The sequence below is a fragment of the Streptomyces sp. YPW6 genome (assembly GCF_018866325.1).
Taxonomy (GTDB): Bacteria; Actinomycetota; Actinomycetes; order Streptomycetales; family Streptomycetaceae; genus Streptomyces.
On the sequence record NZ_CP076457.1, the window covers coordinates 5,838,708 to 5,853,494 of the forward strand.

The following is a 14,787-nucleotide window of genomic DNA, read 5'->3' on the forward strand; positions in this document are numbered from 1 at the left end:
GGTTAGGCATACCTAAGTAGCTGCTTGGGTTCCGCTGACCCTCCCTGGAGAACTCGGATGCGTTTTTCCCGCCCCCGCGCCACGCAGCCGACCCGCGCCGAGCGTGTCCGGTCGATCCTGACCGTCGCCCACTCCATGACGGTGGTCAGCGACGGGCTGCACACCGAAGTCCGCCGCCTCGACGGCACGGGCGCGATGGGCCACATCCACCTGCACGCCCCCCACGACGGCCACCACGCGCCGGGCGCCGAACGCGTCCCGGCCCGCCTGGAGTTCACGGACATCGCCGCCACCCCCGTACGCGACCGGCTGCGCGCCCGCGTCACGGTCACCGGGCTGCTGCCCTCCCCCTACAGCACCGACACCGAGCGGTCCACCTGCATGGAGTTCGGCCAGGCCGTCCTGGAGGACGCCGAGGGGCGCACCTTCGTCACCCTGGAGGAGCTGGAGGAGGCGGAGACCGACCCGATCGCCGCCTGCGAGGCGGGCATGCTCACCCACCTGGTGGACGACCACGCCGAGCTGGTCCCGCTGCTCCTGCGCCTGGTCCACCCCCGCCCGGAGCGGGGCATGACCCGGGCCGTGCCGCTGGCGATGGACCGGTACGGGGTGACCCTGCGGCTCGAATACCCGGACGCGCACGAGGACGTCCGGCTGCCGTTCCCCCGCCCGGTCACCGAGATCGACCAGGCGGGCCCGCAGATCCACGCCCTGCTGGCGGCCGCCCGCCGCGTCTCGCACCGCAACGGCCTGCCCGCCTGAGCGGGTTCCGCGGCCGCTGGACCGGGGAGCCGTTCCACGGTTCAGGTGGGAGCGGGGCGAGTCGCCCTACGGGTTCGGCAGCCGCTGGGCCGGTACCGCGGGCACGTCCGGGGCGAACGCCGAGAGCCGGGCCAGCAGGTCCCCGAACGGGCCGTCCGCCGGCTCCTGGGACAGCACCCGCAGCACGATGCCCGCCATCTCCCGGTTGTACGCCGCGCTGACGGCGGCCAGCGCGGCGAAGTCGTGCACCAGCTGCAACTCCAGCTCCTCGCGCGGAATGCGCCGCCCGTCCAGCCAGATCAACGCCGTCGACTCGGCGAGCGACACCCAGGAGCGGACCACCAGCTCCAGCCGGGCGGGCGGCCCGCTCACCCCGAGGTGCGTGATGATCTGCTCGTACGCGGCCTGCCGCACCCCGTCGATCATGGCGTTCGCCTGCGAGGAGCCGGCCGCGGGCCCGCCGCGCATCAGCGCCGAGAAACCGGGGCCGTGCTCGTCGACGAAGTCGAAGAACCGCCCCATCACCCGCAACAGCCGTGCCCCCAGGGGCCCTTCGAGCGGCTCCAGGAAACGCGCCGCCAGCTCGTCGGCGGCCCGCCGCAGTGCCGCCTCGTACAGGCTCTGCTTCCCGGGGAAGTAGTGGTACACCAGCGGACGCGAGATCCCCGCCGCGGCGGCGATCTCGTCGATCGACACATCCTCGGGCGAGCGGCGGCTGAACAAGTCCAGCGCGACGCCGATCAGTTGCTGTCTGCGCTCGTCGACGCCCATCCTGCGCCGCACCCCGGTCGTCATGCGGACAGCCTATCCGGGGTGCGCACGAGGAGACCCTAGAGGTCCAGGACGAGACGCCCGCCCCGGCACCGCGAGACGCAGATCAGCATCGAGTCGCCCCGCTCGTCATCGGTCAGCAGCTCGTCCCGGTGGTCGATCTCGCCCTCCAGCACACGCTGTTGGCAGGTCCCGCAGAACCCCTGCTCGCAGGAGTACGCCACGTGGGGCAGCTCCGCGCGGACGGCGGCCAGCACCGACTGCCCGGCCGCGACCGGCACCGTGCGCCCGCTGCGGCGCAGCTCCACCTCGAACGCCTCGGAGCCTTCGCCGGAGCCCCCCGTACCGCCCGTCGCCGCCGAGAACCGCTCCAGGTGCAGCGTGCAGCCTTCCGGCAGCGCGGCGGTGGCGGCGGCCATCAGGGGCTCGGGGCCGCAGCAGTAGACCGCCGTCCCCGGGGGGAGGCCGGCCAGCGCCCCGGCCACGTCCGGGTGACCCGCCTCGTCCTGGGCGACGACCGTGACCCGGTCCCCGTCCGCGCCCAGCTTCTCGACCTCTTCCAGGAACGGCATCGACGCCCGCGACCGGCCCCCGTACAGCAGCCGCCACTCGGCCCCCGACGCGGCCAGGACCCGGAGCATCGGCAGTACCGGAGTGATGCCGATGCCGCCGACGACGAAGACGTAGGCCGGAGCCTCGGTCAGCGGGAAGCGGTTGCGCGGCCCGCGCACCTCCACCTCCAGGCCCTCCTGGAGCTGTTCGTGCACCTCCCGCGAACCGCCCCGGCCGTCCGCCACCAGCCGGGTCGCCACCGTGTACGCGCCGGAGTCCTCCGGGTCGCCGCACAGCGAGTACTGCCGCACCAGCCCGGACGGCAGCACCAGGTCCAGATGGGCGCCGGGTGACCAGGGCGGCAGGCCGGGCCCCTCCAGCCGGAGCTGGACGACCCCTTCGGCGACCTCGGTCCGCCCGGTGACCAGCAGCCTGCGGACCGCCGTCGCGCGACGCTTCGAGTGGCCCGAGACCGGCTCGGGCAGGGCGGGCAGCGGCCAGAGCGGGGACCGGGCGATCCGGCGTTTCAGGGCGCGCCGGGTGAGCAGGGCCGCACCGGAGACCAGCACGACGGTACGGAGACGGGGCAGCGCCATGGGTCAGGCCCCCTTCGCCGTGGCGGCCTCGGCGGCGAGGGCGGCGGGGGAGCGGGTCAGATACTCCACTGCCTGGGCCGTACTGCCCTCGTGCGAGGGGTGGTAGGACCGGCTGAGGTAGCTGGGGACGGAACGCAGGATCGCGCCCGTGCTCGGCAGCGTGCCCTGCTTCCCGCTCGCGTGGAACGCCGTGAAGGAGGCCTTGCCGTCCAGCAGCGTGGGGTCGTTCTCCATGAAGAACCGGGTGCCGCGCTGCCAGAGGAACACCAGCGCGGAGAACGCCGCCGCCCAGGTGCGCACACGCCGCCGGTAGCCGCCGTCCACATGCATGAAGACGTCGAAGGCCACCGACCGGTGCTCCACCTCCTCCGCCCCGTGCCAGCGCAGCAGGTCCAGCATCGTCGGATCCGCGCCCCGGCGGTCCAGGGCCTCGGCGTTGAGGATCCAGTCGCCGAGGAAGGCGGTGTAGTGCTCGATCGCCGCGATCGTCGCCACCCGCTCCATCAGCCACCACTTCGACGCCCGCCCCGGCGGCAGCGTCCGGTCCCCGAGCAGCTTCTCGAAGAACCAGTCGACCTGTGCGGTGTACGGGGTCGGATCGAGGCCCAGCTCCCGCAGGTGCGGCAGCACATCGTCGTGCGCCTGCGAGTGCACGGCCTCCTGCCCGATGAACCCGATGACGTCCTCGCGGAGCTGGTCGTCGTGGATGTACGGGAGGATCTGCCGGTAGACGTGGATGAACCAGCGTTCCCCGGCGGGGAGCAGGAGATGGAGCACGTTGATGGTGTGCGTGGTGAACGGGTCGCCCGGCACCCAGTGCAGGGGGGTCTTCTCCCAGGCGAAGGACACCCTGCGGGCCTTGAGGGGCGTCCGCTCCGACGCGACCGCCGCTGGCTGCGTGTTAGACATGCTGTCAATGTACTGACGGGTATGCGGGCGGACCAGAGGCGTGCAGGGATTTTCCCTGCGACTCCGTGAGGCGTCACGCGATGATCGCCGTATGACGAAACCCGTGCAGGCCCGGTCCTTCGACGCCATCGCCGCCGCCTACGACGCCCACCGCCCCTCCTACCCGCCCGCCCTGTTCGACGCCGTCGAGGAGCTGGCCGGGGTGGAGCTCGCCGGAGCCCGGGTCGCGGACGTCGGAGCGGGCACCGGACTCGGCACGGCCCGGCTGTACGAGCGCGGGGCCCGGGTCACCGCGGTGGAACCGGGCGACGGCATGGCCGAGCAGTTCGCCCGCAGCCTGCCGGATGTGCCCGTGGTCCGGGGTGACGGGAACAGCCTGCCCCTGCGGACCGGTTCGATGGACCTGATCACGTACGCCCAGTCCTGGCACTGGACCGACCCCGCCCGCTCGGTCCCCGAGGCCCGGCGGGTGCTGAGGCCCGGCGGGGCGCTCGCCCTGTGGTGGAACGACGGCGACCCGTCCGTGGAGTGGCTGGTCGACCAGGAGAACCGGATGCGGGTCTTCTTCGGGGCGGAGGTCCCGGCCGTCCCGAACCGCCGGGGCCGCTTCCGGGCCGCACTGCCCGACGGGCTCGGCTTCCGCACCCGGCAGGTGGCGTGGAGCCGCCGCGTACCGCTGGACGCGCATATCGCCAACATGGCCACCCACTCCGACTTCCTGATCGGCGACCCGGCGGCGGTCCGCGACTTCTTCGACCGCGAACGAGCCCTGCTGGCCGACCTGTTCCCGGACGGCCAGGTCGAGGAGGCGTATCTCGTGAGTCTTGCCACAGCCCACCCGTAGCACCGCTTCCGGGTGCAGGATGGGCCGATGGCGACAGAACCGGAAGGGCGAGGCGCGCGGCGCGTCGCAGCAACGGCGGTGGTCCTGGTGGGATGTCTGCTCCTGGCCGGGTGCAGCACGGAACCGGCCGACGACCACGGCGGCCGGCCGCGGCCCACGCCGAAGCCGGCCGCGACGGGCACGCTGGAGGAGCTGGCGCAGCAGGCCGGCTGCGACCCGAACGTACAGACCGACGCCGCCGAGCTCCGCCAGGCCAACTGCACGACCGATGAAGGCCGTTACGTCCTCACCACCTTCGCCACCGACCGCGGGCAGCGGGAGTGGATCAACGAGGCCAAGGACTACGGAGGTTCGTACCTCGTCGGGCGGCGCTGGGTGGCCGTCGGCGAACCGGACGTGGTCGCGGCGCTGCGCGGCCGGCTCGGCGGGACAGTGGAGACCGCCTCGCCTCACCACTCGGGGAACAGTGGCGGAGGGGGGAGCGAGGACGGGCACTCCGGTCACAGCACGAGCTGACCGCGCAGGTACACGGGGGCCGCGCGCCGCGTCAGCGGCAGCGGCGGCCGTCGTTGATGCACCGCACCATCTTCTTCATCAGCCGGTCGTCGAAGACGTTGATGAAGTCACCGTGATCGGTGACCGGCTTGTGCAACTGCTCGGGGAAGGAGTCCACGGCGAAGCCGGGCCCCGGCGGAACGTCGTAGACGATGCGCTGCACCAACTGCGGCACCGCCCGGAATCCTCGCGGGCACCGCCCGTCGTCCCGCGCGAACGCCACATGGGTGCGGTGGTTGGCGCTGTCGGTGTTCTGCCCGTCCCAGCAGCTCTGGAAGGCGAACGTCCGCACGACCTGACTGCCCTCGGGGCAGATCGGATACTTGTCCTTCACCTGGCGGTCCTCGAATCCGGTGCAGCTCCACGAGGCGTTGGCATTGGCGTCGCCGTTGGTGAACGCCTTCGCGTCCCCGGTGATGATCCGCAGGAAGCGCGGCATCGCGGTGACTCTGCCGACAGGCGAGCCGACGAACTTCAGCGTCACCTGGGACGGGGTCTGGATCTCGCCGACGTTCTGGTCCCGGCCGCCGCCGTCCGCGTCCACGTCGTCCTCGTTCTGCCCGTTCTGCAGACGCAGGACCGGCCAGTAGTAGGTCGACCGGTCGCCCTGGTTACGGCAGGTGGTCGCGCCGTTCGCCAGATCGTCGTCGCTCGCGAAGGCGTCGTTGGCCTGGTTGCCGATGTAATCGTGCATATGGTGCGCGCCGTTGCTCACGCCGGGCGCGACGATGACGTTGTCCGGGTTGAACTTCCCGTTCTCATTGCGGCCGCAGTCGGTGGTGAAGGTCCCCCGGGACGCCCCGCGGCGCTTGCGGGGCCGGTCCACGTTGGGCTGGACGGACCGGATGTCGACGAAATCGGCGGCCACGGGCCCGTTGCCGCCCTGGCCCTCGTCCTGTCCGGGGCCTTCGCCCCGGCCGGGATCCTGGCCCTGGTCCCGGCCGTTGTCACCGTCGCTGCGGCCGTCGTCCTGACCGCCGCCGCGACCACCGTTCCCGTCACCGGGGCCGTCGCCGCCTGCGCCGCGGCTGTCGTCGGAGCGCAGGCTGCACCCGGCGAGGCTCTCCAGCCCCGCAGGCCGCTCGCCCACGCGCCCGATCGCGATGCCGATGCGGTCGAGGCTCGCCGCCCGCTTGCTGCGCAACGGGCCGAGCAGGGCGTTCTCCGCCAGCCCGGGATCCCGGGCCATCTCCTCCTTCCGGTCCGCGAACTGCCGGTAGGCCTCGGTGATCTGGGTGTCCATCGCCGCGAGTTCGCGGTCGACCTCCCGGCGCGCCTCGTCCGGCACCTCGGGCAGTCCGTCGACGGCTTCGGGACAGTCGATGGTGGACAGCTGGCGGCCCGCGTTCTGCGTGCGGGTGGGCGGAGAAGAACCGGACGGTCCTTCTCCCGCGGAGGCGTAGACATTGACCGCGACCAGCCCGCCTCCCCCCAGGATCAGGGCTGCGGAGGCGGCGATGGCCCGGTTGGCCAGCGTGGAACGTTTCTTGCGCGATGTGCGTCGCATGGGACTCCTCTGCTTCGAGGGAGAAGCGTGACGTCCCATACGGACGCGGAGCCCGGCTCGTTCATCGTCCCCCGACTAGGCTGCAAATGCGGCTAGTTGCTCGTCCACCGGGGCTCCTGTGAGCCGGTTGGCCAGGGTTGACAGGGTGTACGCGCCGATGCCCAGCACCACTTCGAGGGCGTTCTGCCCGGTGTAGCCGTACGAGAGGAAGTCCCGCAGGTCCGCGTCGTCGACCGCACCCGCCGAGGCGAGCACCGCCAGGGCGAAACGGCGTACGGCGTCCAGATGTTCATCCGGCAGCGGGGCCTCCGTGCCGTGCCGCAGGGCGGCGATCAGTGCCGGGTCGGCGTGCAGGGCGGTCAGTTTCGCGGTGTGCATCGCCACGCAGACGTGGCAGTCGTTGCGGGTGGCCATCGTCATGACGACGATCTCGCGGGAGAGTGCGTCCAGCGTGCAGGCCTCGAAGATCGCGCTGATCTTCAGGAAGCCGTCGAGGGCGTGGGGCGAGGCGGCGAGCCGGGCGACGGCGGCGGGCCGGTAGCCGAGACGCTCCGTCACGGCCTCCATGGCGCGCCGTGATGCGGGTGGGGCGGTTTCAGGGGTGAGATCGGCAAAGGGCATGGCGAACCTCGCACAAGGATAGGGTCGACAACATGGTTGACGAAAAAAAGGTAAACCAGGTTGTCGAACACCGCAACGGCTTCGAGCTGCCGCTGCTGCTCTTCGCCGGCTTCCGCTCGGTCATCGACGCCCTGCACCGGGACCTCGCCGAGCACGGACACCCCGAGGCCCGGCCCGCGTACGGCTTCGCCCTCCAGGCGGTGGGGCGCGACGGCGCGGCCATCAGTGAGATCGGGCGGCGCCTCGGGGTCTCGAAGCAGGCGGCCGGGAAGACCGTCGAGAAGCTGGAGGCCCTCGGTTACGTGGAGCGCGCCGCGGACCCCGCCGACGGCCGGCGCACCCTGATCCGCCTCACCCCGTACGGCGTCGACCTGCTGGTCCGGTCCGCCGAGGGCTTCGACCGGCTGCGGGCGGACTGGGCCCGGACGCTGGGCGAGGACCGGCTGGACGCCCTGGAGCAGGACCTCCGCACGATGGCCCCGGGCGGCGCGTTCCGGCTGGACGCGGCGGGCTGGTTCACGGGCTGAACAGGGCCGGGAGCCCGGCCCCGTGCGGCGGATCCGTCAGCCCGGCCCCGTGCGGGGGGGCCGTGGGCCGGCCCCGTGCCGCGGAGCCGGGGGCCGCCCGCGCGTAGCGGCCCTCAGCCGCGGTCCAGATACGCGAGCACCGCCAGCACCCGGCGGTTGTCGTCGTCCGACGGGGGCAGGTCCAGCTTCCCGAAGATGTTCGACGTGTGCTTGGCGACCGCCCGTTCCGTGATGACCAGCTGCGCGGCGATGGCCGCGTTCGACCTGCCCTGTGCCACCAGCTCCATCACCTCCCGCTCGCGCGGCGTGAGGCCGCCGATCGGCCGGTCCTGCGAACGGCGCGACAGCAGCTGGGAGATGACCTGCGGATCCATCGCCGTACCGCCCGCCGCCACCCGCCGTACCGCGTCGATGAACTGGTCCGCGTCGAAGACCCGGTCCTTCAGCAGATAGCCCACCCCGCCGTTGCCGTCCGCCAGCAACTCCCGTGCGTACAGCTGCTCCACGTGCTGCGAGAGCACCAGCACCGGAAGCCCCGGCCGGGCCCGGCGGGCGGCCAGCGCGCACTGGAGCCCCTCGTCCGTGTGCGACGGCGGCAGCCGGACGTCGACGACGGCGACGTCCGGTTCCAACTCCGCCAGAGCCTTGCTCAGTTCGGGCCCGGTCTCCACAGCCGCGGCGATCTCGAAGTCGTACGCCTCCAGCATGCGCACCAGGCCGTCGCGCAGCAGGAAGAGATCTTCGGCTAGGACAACGCGCAAGGGATCTCCATGGTCACCAGGGTGGGACCGCCCGGGGGACTGCTGACGGCCAGGACGCCGTCGAATGTACCCAGTCGCCGCTCGACTCCGCTCAGACCCGAGCCCGGTCCCACCGCCGCACCGCCCCGGCCGTCGTCCGTCACGGAGATCCGCAGCATCCCCTCCGCATGGTGCAGATCCACGTACACCCGCTCCGCCTCCGCGTGCTTCACCGTGTTCGTCAGGGCCTCGCTGACCGCGAAGTACGCCGCCGACTCCACCGGGGCCTCCGCCCGGCCCGGGAGCTCCACCGTCACCTCGGAGGCGACCGGCAACCGCAGCGCCAGCGCCCGGACCGCGTCGCCGAGCCCCCGCTCCGCGAGGACCGGCGGATGGATGCCCCGGACCAGGTCGCGCAGTTCGGTGAGTGCCTCCGCCGACGACTCCCGGGCCGTCGCCAGCAGTCTCTTCGCCTGGGCCGGGTCCTTCTCGATCAGCGCCTCGATCGTGCCCAGGTTCATGCCCATCGCGACCAGCCGGGCCTGCGCCCCGTCGTGCAGGTCCCTCTCGATACGGCGCAGTTCGGCGGCGGCGGTGTCCACGGCCTCGTGCCGGGTCTCGGTCAGCCGCTCGACGCGCTGCGCCAGCTCCTCGCCCCGGACCGGGGCCAGGACCGTACGGGCCAGCAGGAAGTGCGCCCGCAGCAGCGGTCGTGAGGCCCGCTTCCCCAGGTGGAAGAGCACCACCCCCAGCGCCAGGGCCGCGATGCCCGTCGCCTGGCTGTCCACCGGCACGAATCCGTACCAGTACGGATCGTCCTGGAACACCCGCCACAGCCCCGCCGCCAGGACGAGCCCCTCCACCGGGTAGATCATCAGGCCCGCCGCCAGGACCGCCAACACCGTCCCGGCCGTCATGTCCATCAGCAGCCACTGCAGATCCCGCCAGGTCGCCGGATCCTTCAGCATCAGCGTGGTGCGCTCCACCTGGCCGGTGACACCCGGCCGCAGGTCCTTCGGGAAGGGCCGGTACGGGACCGGAATCCGCACGTCCGACCAGGTCATCGCCCACAGCCGCCGCTGGTTGGCGTGCTTGCGCACCGCCGCCAGCACCACCGGGGTGGTGAACACGCCGACGCCCAGCAGGATGAACGAGATCGAGAGCACCGCGAGCACGAACAGGGTGATGGACACCGCGAGACCGGCCACGGACAGGAACAGCCCCCGCCCCGCCGCCAGTGCCGACGGCCCCAGCCGCCCCGAGAACACCTTCATCGCGATCTCTCTCCCCTCACCCGGGCCGGGCCGATCCCCGGTCCGGATGCCAGTCTCACCCGGGCCGGCCCCGCCGCGGCAGCCGGTCCGCCACCCGAAGGGGGTGTACCTGGCACCACCCCGCATCCGCCTCCTGCGCCTCTACGACCGGGGCCGACGACGGGGGCGGACCGGCCGGTCAGGGCGCGTACTTGTAGCCGACCCGGCGGACCGTCTGGATGGAACGCCGGTGCTCCGCGCCCAACTTGCGGCGCAGCCGGGCGACATGGACGTCCACGGTGCGCCCGTCGCCCACATGGCCGTAGCCCCACACCGTCGTCACCAACTGGTCGCGGGTGTGGACCCGGTGCGGATGCGCGACCAGATGGGCCAGCAACTCGAACTCCAGATACGTGAGATCGAGGGCGACGCCGTCGACGGAGGCCGTACGCCGGTCGGCGTCGATCCGGACCGGACCCGCCGCCCCCCTCTCGGCACCGGCACCGGCGGGAGCAGGGGTGCCGGAGCCCGTGCCGGGCGGGGCCCCGGCGGCGGCCCCCGCCGGCGCGGACGCCTGGTCGGCCGGCACGAGCACCAGATAACCGATCATCGGCGGCCGGCCGGGCAGCGAGGGCAGAGTGTGCGGCGGGGCGGGCAGCAGGGTGGCCCCGGGCGGGAGGAGGTGTGCCACGTCGGCCGGGGCCGCGACATCGTCGCGGTCGACCGCGCGCAGCCGGTGCCGGTTCGGGTGAGGGGGAGTGGGGGAGGGCAGGGAACGGGCGGGGACGGAGCGGGCGGTGGGACGGGCCGCAGCGGGCGCCGGGGACGCCGCGGTGGCGGCGGATGCGGCGGAGAAGGTACGGGTGTTCGCCATGGGTCAGCTCTTTCGCGCGAGGAGTCGTCAGGGACGGACGTACGTCGTGCGCGCGGACCGAGGGCCGGGGTGAGCGGCTTCAGTGGGCCCGCGCGATCCACGCGCGGCAACACACCCGGTCGAAATCATGGTGCTGACGGGAAGGCCAGAACGGTTCGAGGTCGCTGCGACCCGACGCGATGTTCTGGAAGCTGGCCATGCCTCCCATTGAAGCAGACATCGCGACGGTGCGTCAGACTCCTCTCGCCCCTCGATACGTCCCGAGGCGTCACGTTCCTGCCCCAGGACCCGGAAGGGGCCCGCCGGTGCTCCGGCGGGCCCCTCCGTACAGACGCGGCGTCGGGATCAGACCTGGTCGGCCTTCTCCAGCGCGGTGCAGCAGGTGTCGACGATCAGCCGCGTGACGACGTACGGGTCGACGTTGGCGTTCGGCCGGCGGTCCTCGATGTACCCCTTGCGGTCCTGCTCGACCTGCCACGGGATGCGGACCGAGGCGCCGCGGTTGGAGACGCCGTAGCTGTACTCGTTCCACGGGGCGGTCTCGTGCAGACCGGTGAGGCGGTCGTCGATGCCCGCGCCGTAGTTCTTCACGTGGTCCATCGGCTTGGAGCCCTCACCCAGCGACTCGCACGCGGTGATGATCGCGTCGTAGCCCTCGCGCATCGCCCTGGTGGAGAAGTTGGTGTGCGCGCCGGCGCCGTTCCAGTCGCCCTTGACCGGCTTCGGGTCCAGCGTCGCGGAGACGTTGAAGTCCTCGGCGGTGCGGTAGAGCAGCCAACGGGCCACCCACAGCTGGTCGGATACCTCCAGCGGGGACAGCGGACCCACCTGGAACTCCCACTGGCCGGGCATCACCTCGGCGTTGATGCCGGAGATCCCGAGCCCCGCCGCGAGGCAGTTGTCGAGGTGCTTCTCCACGATCTCGCGGCCGAAGATCTCGTCCGCGCCCACCCCGCAGTAGTAACCGCCCTGCGCGGCCGGGAAACCGCCCTCGGGGAAACCGAGCGGCCGGTGGCCGTCGAAGAAGGTGTACTCCTGCTCGATACCGAAGACCGGAGCCTGGCCCGCGAACTGCTCGGCGACCGGACGCAGCGCGGCACGCGTGTTGGACTCGTGCGGCGTCATGTCGATGTTGAAGACCTCGCACAGGACGAGGACGTCGTCGCCGCCGCGGATCGGGTCCGGACAGGTGAAGACGGGCTTCAGCACCCGGTCGGACGCGTGGCCCTCGGCCTGGTTGGTGCTGGAGCCGTCGAATCCCCAGATGGGAAGATCCGCCACGTCTCCCGACGGCGCGCCGTCCATGATCTTCGTCTTGGAGCGAAGCTTGGCGGTCGGCTCGGTGCCGTCTATCCAGATGTACTCAGCCTTGAACGTCACGGACGCCATCCTTTGCGGGTGCAGCGGTCTATGCAGCGCAGCTTGGCAAGAGGCGATTTCCCGTCCGTTGCCCGTGCATGAACCCCGTGTTACCGAGGTTTCCTGCGGTTTTCCCGGGGCGGCGGAGGCACCGGAGGCCGCTTCCTCAGAGGCTGCTCCTGAGCAGAGCCGAGAACCCGGCCGCCCGTATCCGGCGCACCAGCTCCTCCCGGCTCGACCCCAGCGCGGCGGCCGCCCGGTCCAGCTCCCAGTCGGCCCCGGCCACCGTCCGCAGCAGATGGCCCCGGCGGATCTGCGCGTCGGAGAGCCGGAACGTCTTGAGATAGGCGACCTGCCCCCGGTGATCGGTGATCGTCTCCCCGATGTGCTGCCCGCCTCCGTCCCGGACGAACGGCGGCAGGAAACGCCACAGGGTGAAGGACTTCATCCGGTACACCCGGTCGAACGCGTACGACGTGTCCAGCAGCTCCCGCGCGAACAGGGTGCCGTGCGCCTCGGCCCACGCCCGCTCCTGCGCCCGCGCGGCCGACCGCAGCTCGCCGAGGTCCCGGATGTGGTCCGCGCCCCCGATCCGCACGGGAGTGTCGGCCACCGGAGCCCCGTACAGCGCGTACTGGTGCACCAGCTCCCCGTAGAGGTCCTCCACCAGCGAGGCGTGCAGCAGGCGGTAGTCGTCCGGGTGCGGCACGACGCACGCGGCGGCGAGCGCGTCGGACACGTACACCATCACGCCGCACTGGCCCGGGTGGATCTCGAAGATCCGCAGCGCGTCCGCGAGCCCGCGCACCGACCGCCCGAGGTACGCGTCCTCGGCACGCGGCGAGAGCCCGTCGCGCAGGGCCGTGCGCGACCACTCCTCCCAGGCCGTCGACGGGCCGCCGAAGTGCAGCGCCAGATACCCCTCCAACGCCAGGTGCAGCGGCAGGAACCGCAGCCGGTCGCCGGACCGCCGCTTGGCCATCCGGTGGTGCGGAACCGGCGGCAGGGGGATGGCCCGGGGCGCGTCGCCGCCACCGAACTGGGTGCCGTACGCGGCCGACTGCCGGCCCGCCCCCGGGCCCCGGCCGCCGTCTTTCTCGCCCGACCAGTCGGCGACCAGCCCGTGCGGGATGTACGAGATGTAGTGGCAGCGGGGATCCAGCTCGACGATCCCCGCGCCGAGCCCCTCGTACACCTCGCGGTGCAGCCGCAGCCCCGCCACCGGCGCCTCGCGGATCAGCGGGACGAGCCGGACACCGCCCCACACCTGCGCGGGACCGGCGGTGAGTCCGGTCAGCTCCAGCCGGTTCACAGTGTCACGTCCTCTCCGGGCGCCCGCGCGGTGCGGGCGGTCGTCGGTGCCGACTCCGTCCGCTTCACGAGGCCGCGCCCTCTCCGCTGATGAACCGGGCCACCTGCCGGTCCAGATACGCGTACAGCTCCGCGGGGCCCGTACGCCCCTCCGCGAACCGGGCGATCTCCACCAGGGCGGGCAGATCCTCCGCGTCCCGGATCCCGGCCGTCGCCACCCCCGCCGCCAGCCGGCGCACGTCGAAACCCTCGGCGTCGTATACGGGGTTGACGTGCACCACCGCCGTACGCCGCGCCGGATCCAGCCGGCGCCGCCACACCCGCAGCACCTCGCCCGCCAGGCCCGCCGGAGCGTTGTCCCAGCCGTCCGAGACGACCACCAGCCGCTCCGGAGCGGCCCCGTCGGCCCCCGGCTCCAACGCGTCCAGGATCCGCATCCCCAGCGGGGTCGGCCCCCACGGACGGACGAGCAGCGCGTCACCCGCCCCCGAGGTCCACAGCCCCCGGTACGCCCCCGGCGCGGCGAGCACCTCCAGCAGGTGGTGGCAGGCCAGCGCCACGGCGAGCGGCCGCCGCCGCTTCTGCCCCGAACCGGACGAGGAGAAGCTGTCGTCCAGCACCGCGTGCACCCGCCCCCAGCTCCCCGCGTGCGCGCCCGCCGCCCGCCGGGCCGCCGCGCGCAGGGCGCCGGTCAGCTCTGCCCGGCGCTCGGAGCGCTGCTCGAAGCCGAGCGACAGCACGTACAGCGCGAGCCGTGTCAGCGGCATCCCGGTCAGATCGACGTCCGGCCGCCGGTCGCCCGCGACCCGCTGCTCCTGGGCGCGCAGCCGCTCCAGCCGGGTCATCCGGGGCGCGGCCCCCTTCAGGAACACCTCGCGCTTCATCCCGTGCCTGGCGGCGAACCCCTCCGCCACGGTGAACGGCAGCTCGGCCACGGCCCCCTGCTCGTAGTGGGCGCGCCGCCAGGCGTCCAGCATCCCGTGCTCGTACCGGGGCAGTCGGCCCGGCCGGAACAGGAACGCCCCGACCTCGGCGAGCTGGGCGGCCCCCTCGGGGCAGGGCAGATGGACATGCCGGGCCACGGTCTTCAGCCCGGCCCGGTACTTCACCGCGTCATGGCCCAGATCCGGCCGGGCCGCCAGCCAGTCCCGAACGATCGCCCGGGTGCGGCGGTTGTTGACCTTGGCGCGGCGCAGCTCGCCGAAGAGCCGGTAGACGCGCTGCGGCGGCAGCGTCGCCAGCCGGGCCGCGATCAGCAGGCCCTCGGTCCGCCGCTCCTCGGGGGACGCCTCGTCCGAGGTCTCCAGCAGTCGGCGCACGATGAGCGCCGCGTTGTGGTGGTTGATGTCCAGCGCCAGCGAAGCCGCGTACATCCGGCGGTAGTTGACCCGTACGTAGGTATGGAGGAAGTCCAGGGAGAGCTGCTGGCCGACGGCGCGGGAGTGGAACTCGCGCTGCCCGGTCGCGGTGATCGCCGCGTTCACGAACAGGAGCACGTCCTCGGCGGCGACGAGGCCGGCGGCGCTGTCGGTGCGGTCGTCGGGTGTGTTCATGGCCGTCCCCCGGGTGGCTGGAGTGCCGGCCGGGGAATGGGGGCGCGAACAGC

General features: G+C 72.6%; 15 protein-coding genes. 4 read left to right on the forward strand and 11 right to left on the reverse strand.

The window, feature by feature from the left end; all coding sequences use genetic code 11:
* The first annotated feature begins 57 nt into the window (after positions 1–57).
* Positions 58–762, forward strand: coding sequence for a DUF2470 domain-containing protein (locus KME66_RS25670; protein WP_216326411.1), 705 nt, complete (start codon positions 58–60; stop codon positions 760–762).
* A gap of 66 nt (positions 763–828) precedes the next feature.
* Here the strand turns inward: KME66_RS25670 and KME66_RS25675 are convergent, their stop codons facing one another.
* The 3 genes from KME66_RS25675 to KME66_RS25685 are packed head-to-tail and all read right to left on the reverse strand — an operon-like array spanning position 829 to position 3,590.
* Positions 829–1,557, reverse strand: coding sequence for a TetR/AcrR family transcriptional regulator (locus tag KME66_RS25675; RefSeq protein WP_216326414.1), 729 nt, complete (start codon positions 1,555–1,557; stop codon positions 829–831).
* A 35-nt stretch (positions 1,558–1,592) separates the two neighbouring features.
* Positions 1,593–2,681 (reverse strand): PDR/VanB family oxidoreductase, encoded by a 1,089-nt coding sequence (locus KME66_RS25680; protein ID WP_216326428.1) that lies wholly within the window; start codon positions 2,679–2,681, stop codon positions 1,593–1,595.
* Between the two features lie 3 nt (positions 2,682–2,684).
* Entirely contained in the window at positions 2,685–3,590 is a 906-nt protein-coding gene (locus KME66_RS25685) for a metal-dependent hydrolase (protein ID WP_216326431.1), read from the reverse strand.
* 91 nt (positions 3,591–3,681) lie between these two features.
* Between KME66_RS25685 and KME66_RS25690 the strand changes: the two genes are divergently transcribed.
* Together KME66_RS25690 and KME66_RS25695 are read left to right on the forward strand one after the other, a co-directional pair.
* Complete coding sequence (locus KME66_RS25690) at positions 3,682–4,434, forward strand: class I SAM-dependent methyltransferase (RefSeq protein ID WP_216326433.1); 753 nt, start codon at positions 3,682–3,684, stop codon at positions 4,432–4,434.
* A 27-nt stretch (positions 4,435–4,461) separates the two neighbouring features.
* A complete protein-coding gene (locus tag KME66_RS25695; protein WP_216326436.1) occupies positions 4,462–4,950 on the forward strand; it encodes a hypothetical protein in 489 nt (162 codons plus the stop codon).
* Positions 4,951–4,981: 31 nt separating this feature from the next.
* Here the strand turns inward: KME66_RS25695 and KME66_RS25700 are convergent, their stop codons facing one another.
* Together KME66_RS25700 and KME66_RS25705 are read right to left on the reverse strand one after the other, a co-directional pair.
* Entirely contained in the window at positions 4,982–6,496 is a 1,515-nt protein-coding gene (locus tag KME66_RS25700; RefSeq protein ID WP_216326439.1) for a DUF1996 domain-containing protein, read from the reverse strand.
* Positions 6,497–6,571: 75 nt separating this feature from the next.
* Entirely contained in the window at positions 6,572–7,117 is a 546-nt protein-coding gene (locus tag KME66_RS25705) for a carboxymuconolactone decarboxylase family protein (protein ID WP_216326441.1), read from the reverse strand.
* Between the two features lie 32 nt (positions 7,118–7,149).
* On the opposite strand from KME66_RS25705, the gene KME66_RS25710 reads away from it, so the two are divergent.
* Positions 7,150–7,644 carry a MarR family winged helix-turn-helix transcriptional regulator gene (locus tag KME66_RS25710; protein ID WP_216326444.1) on the forward strand — a complete coding sequence of 165 codons (495 nt, stop codon included), beginning with the start codon at positions 7,150–7,152 and terminating at the stop codon, positions 7,642–7,644.
* 113 nt (positions 7,645–7,757) lie between these two features.
* Here KME66_RS25710 and KME66_RS25715 read toward each other — a convergent pair whose 3' ends face one another.
* The 6 genes from KME66_RS25715 to KME66_RS25740 form a co-directional block, all read right to left on the reverse strand.
* Positions 7,758–8,405, reverse strand: a complete 648-nt coding sequence (locus KME66_RS25715) for a response regulator transcription factor (protein ID WP_073218185.1) — start codon at positions 8,403–8,405, stop codon at positions 7,758–7,760.
* Positions 8,390–9,658 carry a sensor histidine kinase gene (locus tag KME66_RS25720; protein WP_216326447.1) on the reverse strand — a complete coding sequence of 423 codons (1,269 nt, stop codon included), beginning with the start codon at positions 9,656–9,658 and terminating at the stop codon, positions 8,390–8,392. Before KME66_RS25720 ends, KME66_RS25715 begins: the two co-directional genes overlap by 16 nt.
* A gap of 178 nt (positions 9,659–9,836) precedes the next feature.
* Entirely contained in the window at positions 9,837–10,511 is a 675-nt protein-coding gene (locus KME66_RS25725) for a winged helix-turn-helix domain-containing protein (RefSeq protein ID WP_216326451.1), read from the reverse strand.
* Positions 10,512–10,856: 345 nt separating this feature from the next.
* Positions 10,857–11,891 carry a glutamine synthetase gene (gene glnII, locus KME66_RS25730; protein WP_216326454.1) on the reverse strand — a complete coding sequence of 345 codons (1,035 nt, stop codon included), beginning with the start codon at positions 11,889–11,891 and terminating at the stop codon, positions 10,857–10,859.
* Positions 11,892–12,036: 145 nt separating this feature from the next.
* The gene (locus KME66_RS25735) at positions 12,037–13,182 is read right to left on the reverse strand and encodes a hypothetical protein (RefSeq protein WP_216326457.1); all 1,146 of its coding nucleotides are present in this window, start codon (positions 13,180–13,182) and stop codon (positions 12,037–12,039) included.
* Between the two features lie 64 nt (positions 13,183–13,246).
* A complete protein-coding gene (locus KME66_RS25740) occupies positions 13,247–14,734 on the reverse strand; it encodes a hypothetical protein (RefSeq protein ID WP_216326460.1) in 1,488 nt (495 codons plus the stop codon).
* Positions 14,735–14,787 lie beyond the last annotated feature (53 nt).